The sequence below is a fragment of the Collimonas rhizosphaerae genome, assembly GCF_038896935.1.
GTDB lineage: Bacteria > Pseudomonadota > Gammaproteobacteria > Burkholderiales > Burkholderiaceae_D > Collimonas > Collimonas rhizosphaerae.
The window spans coordinates 79,100-95,729 of sequence record NZ_JBANDC010000012.1 but is presented as its reverse complement, the minus strand read 5'-3'; the positions used below and the strand labels follow the sequence as shown (position 1 = coordinate 95,729).

17 protein-coding genes are annotated in these 16,630 nt (G+C 58.1%); 10 read left to right on the top strand and 7 right to left on the bottom strand.

Going from position 1 to position 16,630, the window contains the following annotated elements; genetic code table 11:
* Positions 1-74: 74 nt before the first annotated feature.
* A complete protein-coding gene (locus V8G57_RS17465) occupies positions 75-1,469 on the bottom strand; it encodes a sensor histidine kinase (RefSeq protein WP_342830451.1) in 1,395 nt (464 codons plus the stop codon).
* Positions 1,466-2,149 carry a response regulator gene (locus V8G57_RS17460; RefSeq protein WP_092400247.1) on the bottom strand — a complete coding sequence of 228 codons (684 nt, stop codon included), beginning with the start codon at positions 2,147-2,149 and terminating at the stop codon, positions 1,466-1,468. Before V8G57_RS17460 ends, V8G57_RS17465 begins: the two co-directional genes overlap by 4 nt.
* Before the next feature lie 194 nt (positions 2,150-2,343).
* On the opposite strand from V8G57_RS17460, the gene V8G57_RS17455 reads away from it, so the two are divergent.
* From V8G57_RS17455 to V8G57_RS17430, 6 genes are all read left to right on the top strand, one after another.
* Positions 2,344-2,490, top strand: coding sequence for a hypothetical protein (locus tag V8G57_RS17455; RefSeq protein ID WP_342830450.1), 147 nt, complete (start codon positions 2,344-2,346; stop codon positions 2,488-2,490).
* Between the two features lie 2 nt (positions 2,491-2,492).
* Entirely contained in the window at positions 2,493-3,620 is a 1,128-nt protein-coding gene (locus V8G57_RS17450; RefSeq protein WP_342830449.1) for an SDR family oxidoreductase, read from the top strand.
* Positions 3,621-4,122: 502 nt separating this feature from the next.
* A complete protein-coding gene (locus V8G57_RS17445) occupies positions 4,123-4,575 on the top strand; it encodes a transposase (RefSeq protein ID WP_092400243.1) in 453 nt (150 codons plus the stop codon).
* A 126-nt stretch (positions 4,576-4,701) separates the two neighbouring features.
* Positions 4,702-5,574 carry a hypothetical protein gene (locus tag V8G57_RS17440; RefSeq protein ID WP_342830448.1) on the top strand — a complete coding sequence of 291 codons (873 nt, stop codon included), beginning with the start codon at positions 4,702-4,704 and terminating at the stop codon, positions 5,572-5,574.
* Between the two features lie 332 nt (positions 5,575-5,906).
* Positions 5,907-6,752 carry a transcriptional regulator gene (locus V8G57_RS17435; protein WP_342830447.1) on the top strand — a complete coding sequence of 282 codons (846 nt, stop codon included), beginning with the start codon at positions 5,907-5,909 and terminating at the stop codon, positions 6,750-6,752.
* Positions 6,749-7,258 carry a hypothetical protein gene (locus V8G57_RS17430; protein ID WP_342830446.1) on the top strand — a complete coding sequence of 170 codons (510 nt, stop codon included), beginning with the start codon at positions 6,749-6,751 and terminating at the stop codon, positions 7,256-7,258. The genes V8G57_RS17435 and V8G57_RS17430 overlap by 4 nt, the downstream gene beginning before the upstream one ends.
* A 74-nt stretch (positions 7,259-7,332) precedes the next feature.
* Here V8G57_RS17430 and V8G57_RS17425 read toward each other — a convergent pair whose 3' ends face one another.
* The 5 genes from V8G57_RS17425 to V8G57_RS17405 form a co-directional block, all read right to left on the bottom strand.
* Complete coding sequence (locus V8G57_RS17425) at positions 7,333-9,714, bottom strand: ATP-binding protein (protein WP_342830444.1); 2,382 nt, start codon at positions 9,712-9,714, stop codon at positions 7,333-7,335.
* Positions 9,711-10,406, bottom strand: coding sequence for a response regulator transcription factor (locus tag V8G57_RS17420; RefSeq protein WP_092400345.1), 696 nt, complete (start codon positions 10,404-10,406; stop codon positions 9,711-9,713). The genes V8G57_RS17425 and V8G57_RS17420 overlap by 4 nt, the downstream gene beginning before the upstream one ends.
* Before the next feature lie 50 nt (positions 10,407-10,456).
* Entirely contained in the window at positions 10,457-11,164 is a 708-nt protein-coding gene (locus tag V8G57_RS17415; protein WP_342830443.1) for a response regulator, read from the bottom strand.
* 182 nt (positions 11,165-11,346) lie between these two features.
* Complete coding sequence (locus V8G57_RS17410) at positions 11,347-11,748, bottom strand: VOC family protein (protein ID WP_342830442.1); 402 nt, start codon at positions 11,746-11,748, stop codon at positions 11,347-11,349.
* A gap of 243 nt (positions 11,749-11,991) precedes the next feature.
* Positions 11,992-12,666, bottom strand: a complete 675-nt coding sequence (locus tag V8G57_RS17405) for a TetR/AcrR family transcriptional regulator (protein ID WP_342830441.1) — start codon at positions 12,664-12,666, stop codon at positions 11,992-11,994.
* A 737-nt stretch (positions 12,667-13,403) separates the two neighbouring features.
* On the opposite strand from V8G57_RS17405, the gene V8G57_RS17400 reads away from it, so the two are divergent.
* The 4 genes from V8G57_RS17400 to V8G57_RS17385 all read left to right on the top strand — a co-directional run bounded on the left by V8G57_RS17400 (position 13,404) and on the right by V8G57_RS17385 (position 16,618).
* Positions 13,404-13,808 carry a GFA family protein gene (locus V8G57_RS17400; RefSeq protein WP_342830440.1) on the top strand — a complete coding sequence of 135 codons (405 nt, stop codon included), beginning with the start codon at positions 13,404-13,406 and terminating at the stop codon, positions 13,806-13,808.
* 287 nt (positions 13,809-14,095) lie between these two features.
* Positions 14,096-15,037, top strand: coding sequence for a cupin-like domain-containing protein (locus V8G57_RS17395; RefSeq protein WP_342830439.1), 942 nt, complete (start codon positions 14,096-14,098; stop codon positions 15,035-15,037).
* A 141-nt stretch (positions 15,038-15,178) separates the two neighbouring features.
* Positions 15,179-15,760 (top strand): carboxymuconolactone decarboxylase family protein, encoded by a 582-nt coding sequence (locus V8G57_RS17390; protein ID WP_342830438.1) that lies wholly within the window; start codon positions 15,179-15,181, stop codon positions 15,758-15,760.
* A gap of 12 nt (positions 15,761-15,772) precedes the next feature.
* Entirely contained in the window at positions 15,773-16,618 is an 846-nt protein-coding gene (locus V8G57_RS17385) for a helix-turn-helix domain-containing protein (RefSeq protein ID WP_342830437.1), read from the top strand.
* The last annotated feature ends 12 nt before the right edge of the window (positions 16,619-16,630 follow it).

The following is a 16,630-nucleotide window of genomic DNA, read 5'->3' as shown; positions in this document are numbered from 1 at the left end:
GTCTATATGGCAATTTTATCGTTTGAACAACACGCTCCTGTTGTCTTTTTGCCGCTGCCGTCCTGGCGCCGCGGTCACGCCGACGCCCATGGAAACCTGACTTCGACCAGCAAACCCTGGTCGTCGTCGGCGGCGTTGAGCCGAACAAACGCGCTGTGCTGGTGCGCCACCGACTTGACGATCGTCAGGCCCAGCCCGCTGCCGCTCTGGGTCTGGTCCGGATTGCGGAAAAACCGGTCGAACACGCGTTCGCGCAGCGCCGGCGCAATGCCCGGTCCCTGGTCCGCCACGTTCAGCACGACCTGGGTCAGGTTGCTGTGCAGGCTGACGAACACGGTAGCGCCCGGCGGGCTGTATTTGATCGCATTGTCGACCAGGTTGTCGATCAGCGACACCAGGCTGTCGCGATGGCCGAGGATGTAGCACCGGCCTTCGGACGTCAGCTCCAGCTCGATCTGCCGCAGCTGGGCCAGGTTCGACAAGACGGCCAGCCGGTCCTGCAGCAGCACGCCGAGGTCGAGCCGCTCCAGCGCGATGCTGGCGGTGGGATCGCTGCGCATCAGCATCAGCAGCTGGCCGACCAGCCTGGTGGCGCGGCTGTTGCTGCTCAATATCCCCGCCAGCAGTTCCTGCTGGCGCTGGTTGCCGGCCTGGCTTTGCAAGGCTTCCACATTGACCCGCATGGCGGCCAGCGGGGTACGCAGTTCATGCGCGGCGTCGGCGATGAAATTGCGTTCCCGCTCTACGCTGTCGCTCATGCGCTGCAGCAAGGCATTGATCCGGTCCACCATGGAACTCAGTTCCAGGTGCTTGGGCTTGTATTCCAGGGGCGCCAGGTTCTGCGGACCGCGCGCGGCCACTTCGCGCGCCACCCGGCTCCAGGGACGCAAGGCCATGCGGATCGACAGCCAGGCCGGCAGCAGCAGGAACGGCAGGCTGATCAACAAGGGCAAGGAATAATAGCCGCGCGAATTCATGTCGATCAGCATTTCCATGCCGTCCGCCGGCACGATCATGGTGACGCTGGTATCGGACTGCCGCGATTGCACGGTGCGGGCGCGCCAGCGCACGCCGTCGACATACAGGGTTTCGGGCTGGCCGAGGCGCCGGTTGCGGATGCCGCCTGGCGTATCCTCGGACTGGTAAATCAGTTTCCCGGCTTGCCGCACCTGGATGCTGGGCGACAGCTTCGGCGTATTGCCGCCGACGCCGTAGCCTTCGCGCACCGCCTGGTCGATCAGGCGCAGCACATTGTGCTGGCGCTCGGGATTGTCGGCCAGGTTCTCGACAACGCCGAATATTGCCTCATACGTGCGGTCAAGGCTGATCGGGCCCGGCGCCCGGCTGGTCTCGAACATGGCGTAGCCGATAAACAGGCTCCACAGCAGCGTCAGCAACAGCATCTGCGCCAGCAGCAGGCGCCGCACCAGGGTCGGCCGCACCAGCCCGCTCCACCAGCGGCGCATCATTTGCGGGCGCTGCGGGCCGGCGCCTGCAGGTCTATCACGAAACCGACGCCGCGCACGGTGCGGATATAGCCGTCGCCGATCTTGCGCCGCAGGTTCGCCATGTGCACATCCAGGGTGTTGCTGGCGTTGCCCTGGCCGCCGGGCAGCGCCAGGTCTTCCAAGATGCGGCGCGTCACCACGCGGTCGGCGCGGATCAGCAAGGTGCTGAGCAAGGCGTATTCGCTGGCGGTGAGCTCCACCGGCCGCTCTTGCACGGTGACGCGGCGGGTCGGCGCATGCAGCGACAGGCCGCGCAGCTCCATGGTTTCGCCATCGAAGCCGTAGCTGCGCCGCGCCAGGGCGCGCACGCGCGACAGCAGTTCAGCCAGCACGAAGGGTTTGACCAGGTAATCGTCGGCGCCGCTGTCGAGGCCGAGCAGGCGGTCGCTGACCGCATCGCGGGCGCTCAGGATGATCACCGGCAGGCCCTTCTTGTCGCGGCGCAAGCGGGTCAGCAGGCTCAGGCCGTCGCCGTCGGGCAAGCCGAGGTCGAGCAGCACCAGGTCGCAGGCGTCGGATTCCAGGTGGCGCAGCGCATCCTCCAGCTGGCGCACCCACACCACGTCCATGCCGTGGTCGGACAAGGCGATGCGCACGCCGTTGCCGAGGTCCAGGTCGTCTTCGATCAACAGTATTTTCATAAGCCCGTATTTAAACACTCTAACGTGAAGAAAAGCTGAAGGGTCTGCTTTTAAACGGCTCATAGCGTCTTCAGCAAACGTTAACGAATGGCTCATGTTTCCTTCATATCGCTCGCGGATACTACTTGCTTGACCGATCCGGCATGGCCATTCCCTAGCAGCACAGCGTGCACAATACGATTAGAAAGCCGACAATGAAAAAACCTCTCAATTCCGGCTACGCCGCTTTCGAGCCCAATAGCGGGCTATACGAAGTGAGCGCCAGCCTTGGCTGGAACCGCCAGTCCGACAAGAACTGGACGCTGCACACCTTGGCCGCCGCGTACGTCGCCAGTTGCTGAACATGGCCAGCGACGACCTGATCCTGATCACCGGCGCCACCGGTTTCCTGGGCAGCGCCACCGCGGTGGAAGCAATCCAGGCCGGGCTGGCGCATCGCCTGCTGCTGATGGTGCGGGCGCCGAATCCGAGGCAGGCCCTGGAACGCCTGTGGATCCAGCTCAAGCAGATCGGCGCCAGCGACGCCGACCTGGCGCAGCTGAGTTCGCAGCAGGTGCTGTGCGCCGAGTTGCCGGAGCTGGCCGGCGTCGCCCTCGATCCGCGCCTGGAACAGGTGTCGACCGTAATCCACTGCGCGGCGCTGGCGACGTTCGCCGACCATCCGGCGCTGGGAAAAACCAATATTGACGGCACGCTGGCGCTGGCGGCGCTGATGGAAGGCCGGCCGCGGCTGCGGCGTTTCCTCTATATAGGCACCGCCATGGCTTGCGGCAGCCATTCCGCGGCTGACAACAGCATTCCCGAAATGCTGAGCCTGCCGCTGGCGCAGGAACACCACCTGGTGCCGTACACCCGTTCCAAAGCCATCGGCGAACGACGCCTGCGGGAACATTTTCCCGACCTGCCGCTGGTGGTGCTGCGCCCCTCCATCGTGGTCGGCCATACCCGGCTCGGCTGTACGCCGTCGCAAAGCATTTTCTGGGTGTTCATGGTGTGGCAGAAACTCGGCGTGCTGACCACCTCGCTGGATGACAAGATCGACGTCGTGCCGGTCGACTGGTGCGCCCGCGCCATCCTGCACCTGGCACTCAAGGAAACCCTGGCGCAGCCGGTGTTCCACCTGTCGGCCGGGATCCAGTCCAGCCGCTCCTTCCGCCAACTCGACCTGGCGCTGGCGGCCGGCGGGCGCAAGGGGGTGTATGGCCGCGACTATGAGCGGATCGAAGTCGGACAGATAGACCAGCTGATACCGCGCATCAAGGTCCGCATTCCCGACTGCAATCCGCGGCTGCTGGCCAAGGCTTTGAAACTATATGGGGAATTCGCCAGGCTCAATTACGTCTTCAGCAACCGCAACCTGCTGGCTGAAGGCGTGGCCAGCGCGCCGCCATTGACGGAATATATCGGCTTGTGCGCGACCAGCACCCGGAATATCTCTATCGCCAACCAGATGAAATGGGATTTTAAATAATCCATGGGGGCCGGCGAGATTATCGGAATTCGATTTGACCGAGGATGCGCAAAACATAAATACCGAGTCGTCGTTTCATGAACCAGTTTGCAACCGCCTGGCTTGTTTTTTAATAGCCCTCGATTTTCTGAAAACTTGCGGCAACCGTCAAAGCTGTGAAACCGCATGATTCAATAAAATGATTTCAAAGCCTCTTTCAATCAATATCCGAAAATCGCCGCACCCAGCCTGCGCATGAATTCCCTATCCAGGCCCCCGTCCAGGCCACATTTCCCGAGACGCGCTTTTTAGGCCACAGCGGAGGGCTTCTATGAAACCTTGTGAATTGTCATGAAAATCAATGACTTTAATTTCAGCAAGATTTTCCCTGCGGTTGTTTTAGTTAGAATTTTTGTAGCCAAACGCCGCTTGAACGTTTTGGCCGCACCGCAAGTCCACATCCAAATGCAATAGGAACCTGATCAACATCAGTTTTTAACTTAGAGCGAGGTCGATAAATTTTATGCAAAATCCAATCATGAAACTCGGAGATGACCAGTGGCGGCAGTTAGAGCCTTTTTTGCGGGGAATGGGGATGGGAGTGGCTCGCGCTAGAAACAATCGCAAGTTCATCGATGCCATTTTGTGGTTTATTTCCAATAAATACAACGTCTGGGTAGATCTGCCGCCAGAGTTTGGAGCCCGTTCAAATATTTATATGCGCTTCAGGCGCTGGAATGAATCCAATTTCTGGCGGCAATTGGTAGATAACGTTGACGGCGACGACACCCTTATGGCAATGCTCGAAAGAATTGCAGAATATGCCGATCACGAAAGAAAGCGCGTCATTTTAAAAAGGGAAAAGCGGGCTATTTACGCCGGGGCCAAAGCGACCTTTTACAGACGAGTCGAACATAATATTTCTCAAGATACTTTGCTGTCGACATCACATTGGGTCGGATTAGTCAGTAAATGAAGACGGAAATTTTCTTGACGTGCTTTACCTTTCCGGAAATCTCTCAATCTTTATCTTGATCCATGCACCCAACCTTACAGTTTGTAATAAACAGGCAAATTATTTTTTGCAAATAGGGAAATGCGAGTGAGTCTTACAAAAAAAACAGAAACCTTATCACCGACAATACTTTTCTCTTTAAAACAGCATTTCAGCTCGCTCGCCGTTTCCGCTCTGCTGGGGGCACTGATTGCTGCCGGCATCGCGCTGATGCTACCGAAGCAATGGCCGGCTACCTTGCTTTTCAAGATAGGACAAGTTGAGTCCGCGGCCAATTTGCTGGCAAAGCCCAACGATGTTGTCCAGCGCATCAATTTTCCAAATTTCCCGGTCAAGGTAGTGCAATCGCAAAGGCTTCGGATTGCCGAATTTCCCAATGAGCGTAGAAATATCGTAAAAAAGACATTGTCTGCCGACATGACCAGAGACGGGGACCTGGTAAAAATGACAGTCAATGGCCAAACACCAAGCGAAGCGAAAGAAAATCTGAGCAGGGCATTCGAGGTACTGCAAACGGAACACGAAGAGTTGTTGAGGCCATCCCTGGCGAAATTGAAAGAGGATATTGCCGCCGCAAAGGATGCGCTGGAAAAAAAGGAAGACGAGCGGGCGATCCTTCTTGAACTGCGGCAAAGAATGGATGCTTCGGGAGCCGCTGAAAAAAACATTTCTGAAGATATCATCCTCGCCTCCATGCTGCGTTCCAACACGGTAGAACTGCAAATTTTCCGCGAAAAAATCAATGCCCTGAATGAAAAACTCGATCCGCACAGAACCTTCAACACAAGAGCGGTGACCGCCATCTACGTGCCTACGCATCCTGCTTTCCCAAAAATCGGCACTGCAGCGATATTGGGACTGTTTTTAGGATTTTTGGTTACGGGCATATGGATACTCATGCAGGACAAGGAGACATGGAATGCAATCTCCAGCAATGCCAAGGAGGCGCCAGCCGGTTGAACCTGCCTAATGGCTGCTCGCCTTGAATTTGAGCGCAGCTTAACCCCTTGGAGTCACGCGCCAGCTCCCCATGGCTGGAACAAAAGTGCCGGCCGCCATCGATAGTTTTTGGCAGCAGATTAGTGTCAGGGAAATTGACCAAGGACTTGGAGAATGCCGTATCCGGCCCGGAGTCTCCGAATCTCTTCTGTTTTTTTCTACTTGGAACTCTGTCTATAATGCGGTCAAACGAAAAGCAACTCAGCGATGATCCGATCGGCGCACGCGGTGAAGCGAGTATCGGGAGCGCAGTGCAGCCAGGTACACTCAACACATAACGTTTGAAAGAACGAATGGCAAAATATCTGATTTGCGGTCTTGCCTATTTCGACGACGAATATTTCGAACTTACGTCGGCCAATGAGCCGGAGCACGTCATTCAACTCGGCGCCGCCGCGAGCCGCTGCCTGCTTATCCTGCTGGAAGCAAAAGGACAAGTCGTCACTAAAAAGGATTTGCTGGAGGGCGGCTGGGGACAATATGGGAACGTCGTCTCCACCAACAACGTCAACCAGGCTATTGCACATATCCGGAAATGTTTCGCCGCATTCGGCATCAAGGCCGATAGCGTCGTCACGATTCCGCGTATCGGCTACAAAACTTCCGACACCTTCTTTATGCGCGGCGCAAAAGACGATCAGCCCCCCGCCCCGGTTTTACCGGCCGATCCCACATGGCCGGTTGACGCCCCGCCAAATGAGGCAGACAAATTTCCACCATCCATGGCGCCTGACATAGCTCAGCCGGCGGTGTCACGCCGGCAGGCAGGCAGAACCTATGCAGCGCTTGTTGCGCTGGCCATATCAAGCACGATTGCGGCATTCATGTTCGCACCGGATTTGCAGCGCAACCTGTTCCAGAAAGCACCCCATGCCAGCTATGTCCCAGTCAAGACCGGGGAGAAAATCCGGCATTTCATAGAAGAAGGCTTTTCCGATCGAACCGAATTTATCGCCCAGAAGATCAGCATGCTGGAAAAAAATCCACCCCGCTTGCTGCCCTCAAAACCTGACTGGAATGTATACATCAATGGCGCGCACGCCAATAACGTATTCAGCTATTTCCTATGCCGCAACGCCATTGAAAACAGTGATGCCGATTGCGTATCCTATGTGATCATTGACGAGGCCGACATATGAAAAAGCAATGGCTATTTCCCGTCGCCCTGTTCGTCATGGTTGTGCCGTGGATTGTCTTTTCTTTGCAGAATTCCCTCAACCGCGTCGACTGGTCCTGTCAATCGTCATATGAAATCAACAGGATTTTCCCAGGGAACATGATTCGCGCATTTGCACGGGTATCGAGCCATTATCATGCCGATGGCACCGGCGTCATGCGTTTCACAGGAGCGCTGCTGCAAGAATCTGCAGGAAAACCCGACATCAAAACCACCCTGCACCGTGCCACCGAATTCGAGTACAGCACGATCGGCTCTTTCCTCAGGATCACCACCAGCAAGGCAACCGCCTTCATGGGGGACAATACCCCGGACGAGCTGGCCGGCAAGTACGCTTACATGGGTTTCAATCCAGGGTATGTGGAATATTTCCAGATAATGAAAATAGGCGGCGATGCAATAGCTTCGGGTTTTGCCGGGTTGCCGCGCATTTATTGCTTGCCGCCGGTTGCAAAAAAACACCGTTAAGTGATTTTTCCGGGGTGTACTGGCGCCACTGGGACTTGACCTCCCGGTGCCGGCGACATAAACCAGCCAGGCCGCTAAAGCTGCGCAACCTGCGTGCGCAACTCCGAACAGACGCTGTCCAGCATAGCGCGATCGCCGGCCGAAGCGCTGCGCAATATCTCTTCCATCCGCCCGCTCGCCTCTGCGATCATCGACTCGCCGGCGATCAGCGCGGCGCCTTTCATCCTGTGGATGTAGCGCGCCAGCATGTCGAAATCGCCGCTTTCCAGCGCGCACTCGATGTCAGCCATATCCAGCTGCGCGGCATCGCGAAACAGTTCAACGGGATCGGATACAGGTGAACTTGGCGGATGTTCGCGCAATGCCAGCTCGACATCGCACCAAGCCTCGACGATCGATTGCAGTTCATTCAGGCGCAAAGGCTTTTTCAAGACGCCGTCCATCCCGCTTTCCATGCAACGCTGCACATGGCCGGTGTCAACCGCGGCCGAGATGGCGATGATCGGCTGGTGGCGCCCGCTGCCCTGTTCCCGCGCACGAATCGTGCGCGCTACCTGGTAACCATCCATTCCGGGCAGGTAGCAGTCCAGCAATACCAGCGGGAATTGCCTGGTTTCCAATAACGCCAGCGCCGAAGGACCGTCTGCAACGAGTACCGCATTGCAGTTCAATTCCTCCAGCTGACGCTGGATTACCTGGCGGTTATTGGGATGGTCGTCGACCACAAGAATCGTCGGGCCGGCGGCCGCCGCGGCGACGGCAACAGCCGGTGCGACGACACCTGCGGATGCAGGTTGGACGGACAGGCGCGGCTGCATCGCGACAGGGATCGAGAACGTGACGACGGTGCCAACTCCGGCTTCGCTATGAAAATCCAGCGTTCCCTTCATCGCTTCGATCAGTTCGCGGCAAATCACCAGGCCCAGCCCGGTCCCGCCATAACGCCGCGTGGTCGAGCTGTCGGCCTGGACGAACGGCTGGAACAGGCGCGCCTGCTGCTCGGCGGACAGGCCGATACCGGTATCGGCGACGGCCACCTGCAGCGTTGCCTGCGGTTGCGGCGCCGGCGCGTCATCTAGCAGGCGGATGGAGAGCGTAACGCCGCCGCGGTCGGTAAACTTGATGGCGTTAGACAGCAAATTGATCAGCACCTGCCGGACCCGCGCCGGATCGATGACGACATCCCGGTCGCCTGGCTCCGGCAACTCCAGCTGCAGCGCCAGCTTCTTTTCCTCCGCCTTGACCCGCATCATGCCGGCGGCCTGCCGGGCCAGCGCGGAGATATCGGTCGGCACTTCCTCCAGCAGCAGCCGGTGGGCTTCAAGTTTCGACAGGTCCAGCACATCGTCCAGCAGGTTCAGCAGCGTTTCCGAGGCAGATCCCGCCATGTCTGCCAGTTCGTGCTGGCGCCGGTCCAGCGGCGAGCGTCGCAACAATTCTACCGACGACAGGATGGCGTTCATCGGCGTACGTATCTCGTGGCTCATCACGGCCAGGAATCTTGTTTTTGTCTGTTCGCTTTGGACCGCTGCGCGGCGTGCGTTCCTGGCCCGCTGCGCAAACAGCAAAATCAAGATAATCGCCACTGCCAGAAAAATCAATTCGGTGCCATAGTATTTCAGCAGCGTTCTCCAGGAAGGAGCGCCGTAATCGGTCCCCTTCAGCCATTTTTCCACCATGTTGTCGGTCTGTCTGGCGGTCAGGGACTCCAGCGACTTTTCGACAATCGATGCCAGCTCGGGCAATTCCTTGCGCACCCCCATCGATACCGTCGCCGGCAAATCGCCTATGGCGCCGGAGATATGCAAGGTGTCGAGATACTTGCGGCGCAGCAACGGCAACATCGCCGTATCCACCCCGACAGCGGCCGCCGCACGGCCGTCCGCCACTGCCTGCAAGGCGGCTTCCGGGCTCTCCAGCGGCAGCAGGCGGATCTCCGGGAAACGGCCGCGCAACAGACGTTCGTAGGCGCCGCCGCCTTTGATCGCCACTACCTTGCCATTCAATTTGCGCGCATCGAAGATGATCGGCTCGGCTTGCGTCGCCAGGATGATGGTAGATCCGACGAAATAAGGTTCGCTGAACAGCACGATGTCTTTCAGGCTGGGCGGGGCAAACTGCCTTGAAATCGCTGGCAGCAAATCGACCCGCCCGTCAATCAAGGCTTGCCGGGCGTCGGCCCAGCTTTGGCCAGGCACCAGCGAGAACCGGATGCCGGTCAGGTCCGAGATCGCCGCTACATATTCGGCTGTCAGCCCTTTGTGTACGCCGTTCTCCACGTATTCGAGCGGGCGCCAGTCGGGGTCGACGGCGATGTGCACCACCGGATGCGCCGCGATCCAGGCGCGCTCGGCCGGAGTGAACAGGTCCAGGTTCGGCGCCGCGGAGGCAACACGGGCCGCCGCCACGAGCAGCAATGCGAGCGATAACAGAAACTGCAGAATCCGTCGATTCATGACAAACCTACCTGACGATGCATTTTGAACAGCTCATTATCGTTGCGGATTCCCAATTTGCGAAACGCCGCATGTTTCTGGGTGCTGATGGTCTTGACGCTGCGGCCGTATTTTTCAGCAATCTGGGTAACCGACAATCCGTTCAGGCAGCATTGCAGTACTTCCCGCTCACGCGGGGACAATCCGATAAACGCGTCTTGCTCGACATCGGAAACGGCAACCGCCGCAGTGTCGTCCTGCACGGCGGCATCCGACAGCAGATAGGAAAATTCGACCTTCAGCGCCGGATTCAGATAAGTATGTCCGCGCGCGACGGTGCGTATGGCGCCGACAATGTCGGACAGCGGCTGGTTCTTGCCGACGAAGCCGCGCGCGCCGGCACGCAAGGCCAGCGCTATCGTGGCCGGATTGTAATGCCCCGACACCACCAGGATTTTGCTGTCCGGGAAGCGCGTGGACAGAACACGTATCAGGTTCAGGCCGTCGATATCGCCCGGCGCCAGCACAAAATCGACCAGCAGCAGTTCCGCCGGCGCGGTCCGCAACGCCGCCATCAGCTCGCGGCTGCTGGCAAACGCTCCGACGACACGGAAATCCGGCGCTTCGCCCAATAGTTCGAGCAAGGCATGCCGCACGACCGTATGATCGTCCAGCAATGCAATACGCAGCGGCGTCGGTCCTGTCCGGTTCATCTTCAAGATCTCTCAATACATTCAATGCTGCAGCGCCGCCAGGCTGTCCGCTAGCGCGGACCAAGGAACCAGTTCAAATCCTTGCCCTGGTCACGCAACGCGAATAACTCGCTGTCGGCGCGCAAACCCAGCTTTTTCATTGCAGACTGCTTCTGGCTGCTGATGGTCTTGTGGCTCCTTGAGAATTTCTCGGCGATCTCAGTGACTGACATGCCATCCAGGCAGCAGCGTATGACTTCGCGTTCGCGCGGCGACAGCGGCTGCTCTTTCTGGTGCGATTCGGACGCCGGGCCGGCGGTGCTGTCCGCAGATGCCGGCGACTCGGGCTGCACGGCTGAAGCTGTCCCGGCCTCTCCGGTATACGTGCCGCCCGCCGCCACAATACGGATTGCCGCCACCAGCGCGGAGAGCGGTTCCGCCTTGGCGACAAATCCTTTGGCCCCGGTCCGCATCACGAGTGCCACCGTGGCCAGATCGTCGTGCGAAGAAGCGACCAGTATCTTACTCGATGGATATTTGATCTTCAGCAGCTGGAGCAGGTTGATGCCGTCGATTTCGGTCGGCCCCAGCGAGAAATCAACCACCAGCACTTCCGCCGGCGCCGAGCGCAAACCGGCGATCATCTCGCGGCCGGTGGCGTAGATGCCCACCACATGAAAGTCCGGTTGCCTGGAAAATTTTTTGCCAAGACCATGGCGAACGATCGGGTGATCGTCCAGCAAGGCGACGCGAATCGGATTCTCGGCAGATCTGAGCATGACGCTTTCTACTTAACTTGGTTAGTTGCCATGACTGCTGGTTTAACCCGTGGAGAATGCCTCATACATTAGCACTCCTCAGCCTGTCGCGGGGATGGCTATATTAAACAATATCTCCCTTGATTAAAACTACACAATTGCCTAGCAAAAAACGATATCAAATATTGACAATCAGGCCACTATCAAAACAATTTTTGCCATTGCTCCTGTTTCTGCATGTCGGCACGCGTATTGACCTCGATCAGGACGCCGCCAGGCGAGCGGCAAAAGAAGCGTGATCCCCGTGAGTTGTTGAAAACCTCCGTCTCCATCTGAACGCCGCCTGCCAGGAATTCCTTGTAGAGGGAATGGACGTCATCCAGGCTGTCGAGCTCCAGGCCGAAGTGGAAGTTTTTGGGCCAGACCGGCATTTCTTCCGTGGCGTGGTCCAGGACAATGTCAAAACCATTCCGTTTGAGCAGGCAGCTCTCCCCGGCGGCGACGATCTCGCAGCCGAGGTATTTCTCGAAAAATGCAGCCGTCTCGGCCACGTTGGTGGTAGGGAAACTCAGGTGATTCAGTTTTGCTTCTTTATGAATGTTCATGATCGGTCTCGTAGAAATGTTGAAATGCACCGTGGAAGGAGACGTCGCCGATCAGGCCCTGTGCGGCGGCGCTGATCGAGTGGCTCTCCACGGGGTTCATTCTGCGAGCAAATACTCGATTTTGAAACTCACATTGGGCCCGGCCCTTGCCTGTAGCGCCTGGCGGAGGGTTTCGGCTTGAAACGCTGCAACGGCTTGACGATTACTCACATTTCCGCGGGCATCCCGCTATTCCGGAGCCGCCTATCTCCTGGTGCGTGGCTTTACGGGCTGGCGATCGGCGATCCCCAGGTATCCGAATACGGCGCGGCGTACGCGGCATTCCAGGTCCGCACGATCGGCTTCGCCGCGGTATCCCGCGGCATCTACCAGGGCGCGCACGATGGCGATGATGTCGTCGGCCGCTATCTCGTCGTCCGGCTGCGGCGGAATATCCTCATGCGCCAGGATCTGCCGGATCAATCCACTCATGGCGGTAATGAATGGCGCCAGTTCCTTGGCAATGGCGGGACGGCCTTCTTCGAAGTCGAGCAGCCGCGCGAGCGTCGGCCGCCGCAGTTGCTGGTGGACGGAGGCGGTAATCAGGCGCCGCAATGCCGCCTCACCCGTTGCTTCGCTGAGCGCGCCCTCAGCCTCTGCAAAGAACACGGCGCGCTCACGCTGGCACAGCGCGACAATCAGCGCGTCTTTGCCGGGAAAGTATTGATACAGGGAGCCGATGCTGAAACCCGCGCGCTGCGCGACAAGATTGGTATTGAGCCCTTCCAGTCCCTTGGTTTCCAGAATGCGTGCCGCCGCCTCCAGAATCGCGGCGACGGTTTGTTCTGCGCGTGATTGTTGCGGAATCTTTCGCGGCTTTAATGATTGGCGTTTTTTTATCGTCACGATGCCATCTGGTGAAAATGAGTAACGGCTCATATCTTACTTGTTATGGAATAATTCGTTTGTCTCGCGTCGATGCCCGTCTCCGGGCGGTGCTGGCCGGATCGGTATTCGAATATTGACCTTGCGGCAATTGTATTCACCTGGAACTTACGAAATGATGTGCACCGAATCTGAAAAACAATGTGGTCCTGATGGGAAAAAACCGTTCGATTTCCGGTTGCCGGCAATTTCTTATTTCAAGTCTGAAAGCGCAAGCTCGGTTTTTTACTGGAATGAACGGGATAGGAAATTTGAAAGAATTTGGGAGGGCGACTGATCACCTGCGCCAAGAAATTCAAGGCGCTTCTTTGCAAACACAAGATTGACGCTCCACATTTCAACGCGGTAAAGGGCATCCTGTAGGGCGTAATAGCGAAGCATATTACGCCGCATGTGGAATGTGTGAATGAGGGAAACGACGCCAAAGAAATTGGAGCCAACAACAATAAGCAATGTTACGTTATCTGAATATAACCATACGGCGTAATACGCTTCGCTATTACGCCCTACTCCTTACCGCCTTGTATGGAGCGGCGGACGCGGAGGAACTGCCCTTGCCAGGCAATTTGCATCCGGATGCGGCAACTCACAGGCACACCGGGGAATGCAGGGCACGGTTGGCGTTCAAGGAGCAGTGAAAGTGGATTCTATAGCGCAAATTTTATCCGGGGTAGATAATTCGCTTGTCCAGACATCCAACTGTTTAATCAAAACCATCCATCGAGACGGCCATGCCCATCCGAATAGGCTCTTGCACTTGTGGTCAGCTACGCATTGAAGTCCAAGGCGCGCCGACCGGCATCGGTATCTGCCACTGCCTTGCTTGCCAGCAGAGAACCGGCAGCGTCTTCGCCGCCCTGGCCAGTTTTGCCGCTCCCTACAAGGTCATCGGCTCAGCTACCGAGTATGTCCGTACCGGCGATCAGGGAGCAAAATTCATTTTCCGGTTCTGCCCGGTATGCGGGACCAACCTTTTCCATACCGAAGAAGGGGTAGCCGGGAGCGTAGGCGTCGCCGTGGGCGCTTTTGCCGACCCTGGCTTTCCGGCGCCCCAGCTTTCGATCTACGATTGCCGCAGGCATCCTTGGGTTCGGCTGCCGGCTGGCACCGTCGCTTTCAAGAAGGATCCCCCCTGATATTCGACCCTGCGGAGCTTGATATAACCTGGGGCGGATCGTACGTCTTCTGCCTGGCGAAACCTGAACCAGCACACGTCACCTATAAATTGAATCGAACCAGGCGATGATCGCAGCCGGATAAGACTGCAACGGGCGAAATCAACCTGTAGCGACTGCATCGAAACAACCAGAAGAAAACATTGTAACGGCCAACAACATGCCTGCATATGGACGTTCCGGCACTTATACGCATCGCCGTTAATCACCATTAAAAGATAATCTGCACAGCGATAGAAAACTGAAATATGAAAAAACCGGTAACCGGCAATCAAGAACGGCGGGAGACACGCCGATCGCCACGATTGCTGCCGCCCCGGCCGTCATCGACGGCCATGTCGCCTGAAGACGCCATTGTCAAAAAACAGGCGCGAGAGCGGAAGGATGCGCTGGTTCGCGGCGTCGCTTCAATACAGGAAATGCGTGAAGCGATCAAACGTGCGAGCCGCAATCTGCCTGCCATTTCCGCAGTACCGCGCATGGGCATGCTCGACGCTGCCGTATTCCGCATGCATGCAGCAAAAGGCCTGCCATTCGTCATCACCGGGCTTGTCGGCAAATGGCCGCTGTCCGCTCTTACGCCGCAAACGCTGCGCGACCGCTTTGGCGAGCTGCACGTGCGCGCGAGGGTTGGCGACTATGTCAATACCGCCTTCGCGCCCGACCGGGCGATGCAGGATATGTCCCTGCTGGCCTACCTTGAGCTCGTCGCAAATGACACCCAGGACCTGCCGCCGTACCTGGGCAATCTTGAATTACGTGAATTGAATGCCTTGTGCCACTGGCCCGCCTATTTTAATAAAATGGGCCCGCCGCGCTTCTGGCTTGGCCCGTCGGGAACGGTGACGCCGCTGCATTGCGACTACGACGATAATATTTTTGCGCAGGTCTGGGGCAGCAAGCGCATTTTGCTGTCACCGCCTCACCACGACGAATTCCTTTACCCGCGCGAGGCGAACGCCATCTTGTTCGGTTCGCCGTTCAACCCCGAAGCGCCGGATTTCGAGAAATTTCCGCTTGCCCGCCAGGCGGCAATGATCGAATGCCTCATGCAGCCTGGTGAACTTCTGTATGTGCCTGCGGGGTGGTACCACCAGGTTCGCGCGCTGACCTTTTCGCTGTCGGCTAACCGATGGGCCAGGGCGTTGCCGTTGGCATTGAACGGGGATGCTTCGCTGAAGGCCGGCTAAGCCGATCGAATCCACACTTTTCCGACAGGGCCTCGGACTGCGCGGCGATTACATCCGATGTAATTGCCGCACCTCACAGCTGCCCCTACTCTTTGGCTATCGCGCCACCGTTCCGGCGGCGCTCACCATCAAGGAGATACCATGTCCAGCTACCCAGTACACACGATCGAATCCGCGCCCGCGCAATCGAAGCCGGTGCTCCAGCAATTGCAACAGGCGTTCGGCCTGATCCCGAACATCGCGGCCGCGATGGCCGCTTCACCGGCGCTGATCAACGGCTTCATCGGCCTGTTCGAGCGCGTGCATGCGAGCAGCCTGACGGAGCCGCAGATCCAGGTACTGCTGCTGACCAACGCAGTCACGAACGCCAGTGAATGGCCGGTCGCGTTTCATACCGCACTCGCGTTGAAGGAAGGCGTGCATCCCGCGGATGTCGATGCGATCCGGCATGGCGGCCTGCCTGGCGACGCCAGGTTGGCCGCACTGTCAACGCTGGCGCGTACGCTGATCGAAAAACGCGGCCGCCTTGCCGAATCGGACCAGGGGCGCTTCCTCGAGGCCGGATTCAGCTCGGAACAGATACTCGAAGTCATTGCGGTGGTTGCCGCATCTACTATCACGAACTACACTGGCAGCGTTACCCGGCCGGCGCTCGAAACACCGTTTGAGGAATTTGCGTGGCAGGCGCCCACATCCGGAGCCGGTTGCATTTGTCCGCCTTGATCAGGAAACCCGATGAACGTCACCAGTGCCGATCCGAAAGCACCGCCGAACGAATTTGGCGATTTGTTGCGTTATTGGCGAGACGTGCGTGGCGTGAGCCAGCTCGACCTGTCGCTCGATGCCGGCGTCTCGCAGCGCCAGATCAGCTTCATTGAAAGCGGGCGCAGCGTACCGGGCCGGCACACAGTCCTGACCCTCGCCCAAACGCTCGACGTGCCGCTGCGCGACCGCAATGCGCTGCTGCTCGCCGCCGGCTACGCGCCTGTGTATTCTGAAGCGCCATGGAATGCACAGGAGATGCACAGCGTGGTCTGCGCGCTCGAGCGGGTCATGCGCCAGCATGAACCGTTTCCCGCGATCGTGATGGACCGTAACTGGAACGTGCTGATGACCAACGATGCAGCACCGCGTTTTTTCAACTGCTTCATCGATATGGATTCACGAGAAGGTCGGCGCAACATGCTGCACCTGATCTTCGATCCGCATGGCATGCGTCCGTTTGTGGCCGATTGGGACAATGTCTCGCGCAGCCTGCTGCAACGGGTGTATCGCGAATCGGTCGGCCATGTGCTTGACGGCGGCACCAGAGGCCTGCTCGATGAACTGCTTGCGTATCCCGGCGTGCCGCGCGACTGGAACACGTATCATGCGCCGTCCGCGGCGCCGGCGATGCCGGTGATTCCGCTTGGTTTCATCAGCGAAGGCGTGGTGCTTCGCTATTTTTCGATGGTAACGAGTGTCGGAACACCGCAAAATGTCGCCGCGCAGGAGCTGCGCCTGGAATGCATGTTCCCTGCCGACGAGGTGACCGAAGCACGCCATCAGCAGCTGCTTGAGGCGCATTCAAAGGAACGCTGAGCGCCTTATGGA

Coding starts and splice junctions, on each gene's coding strand:
- V8G57_RS17410 (WP_342830442.1), bottom strand. CDS start 11,748: ATGAACATTCATAAAGAAGCAAAACTGAATCACCTGAGTTTCCCTACC.
- V8G57_RS17425 (WP_342830444.1), bottom strand. CDS start 9,714: ATGAATCGACGGATTCTGCAGTTTCTGTTATCGCTCGCATTGCTGCTC.
- V8G57_RS17450 (WP_342830449.1), top strand. CDS start 2,493: ATGGCCAGCGACGACCTGATCCTGATCACCGGCGCCACCGGTTTCCTG.
- V8G57_RS17405 (WP_342830441.1), bottom strand. CDS start 12,666: ATGAGCCGTTACTCATTTTCACCAGATGGCATCGTGACGATAAAAAAA.
- V8G57_RS17455 (WP_342830450.1), top strand. CDS start 2,344: ATGAAAAAACCTCTCAATTCCGGCTACGCCGCTTTCGAGCCCAATAGC.
- V8G57_RS17435 (WP_342830447.1), top strand. CDS start 5,907: ATGGCAAAATATCTGATTTGCGGTCTTGCCTATTTCGACGACGAATAT.
- V8G57_RS17430 (WP_342830446.1), top strand. CDS start 6,749: ATGAAAAAGCAATGGCTATTTCCCGTCGCCCTGTTCGTCATGGTTGTG.
- V8G57_RS17415 (WP_342830443.1), bottom strand. CDS start 11,164: ATGCTCAGATCTGCCGAGAATCCGATTCGCGTCGCCTTGCTGGACGAT.
- V8G57_RS17400 (WP_342830440.1), top strand. CDS start 13,404: ATGCCCATCCGAATAGGCTCTTGCACTTGTGGTCAGCTACGCATTGAA.
- V8G57_RS17465 (WP_342830451.1), bottom strand. CDS start 1,469: ATGATGCGCCGCTGGTGGAGCGGGCTGGTGCGGCCGACCCTGGTGCGG.
- V8G57_RS17390 (WP_342830438.1), top strand. CDS start 15,179: ATGTCCAGCTACCCAGTACACACGATCGAATCCGCGCCCGCGCAATCG.
- V8G57_RS17395 (WP_342830439.1), top strand. CDS start 14,096: ATGAAAAAACCGGTAACCGGCAATCAAGAACGGCGGGAGACACGCCGA.
- V8G57_RS17460 (WP_092400247.1), bottom strand. CDS start 2,149: ATGAAAATACTGTTGATCGAAGACGACCTGGACCTCGGCAACGGCGTG.
- V8G57_RS17420 (WP_092400345.1), bottom strand. CDS start 10,406: ATGAACCGGACAGGACCGACGCCGCTGCGTATTGCATTGCTGGACGAT.
- V8G57_RS17385 (WP_342830437.1), top strand. CDS start 15,773: ATGAACGTCACCAGTGCCGATCCGAAAGCACCGCCGAACGAATTTGGC.
- V8G57_RS17445 (WP_092400243.1), top strand. CDS start 4,123: ATGCAAAATCCAATCATGAAACTCGGAGATGACCAGTGGCGGCAGTTA.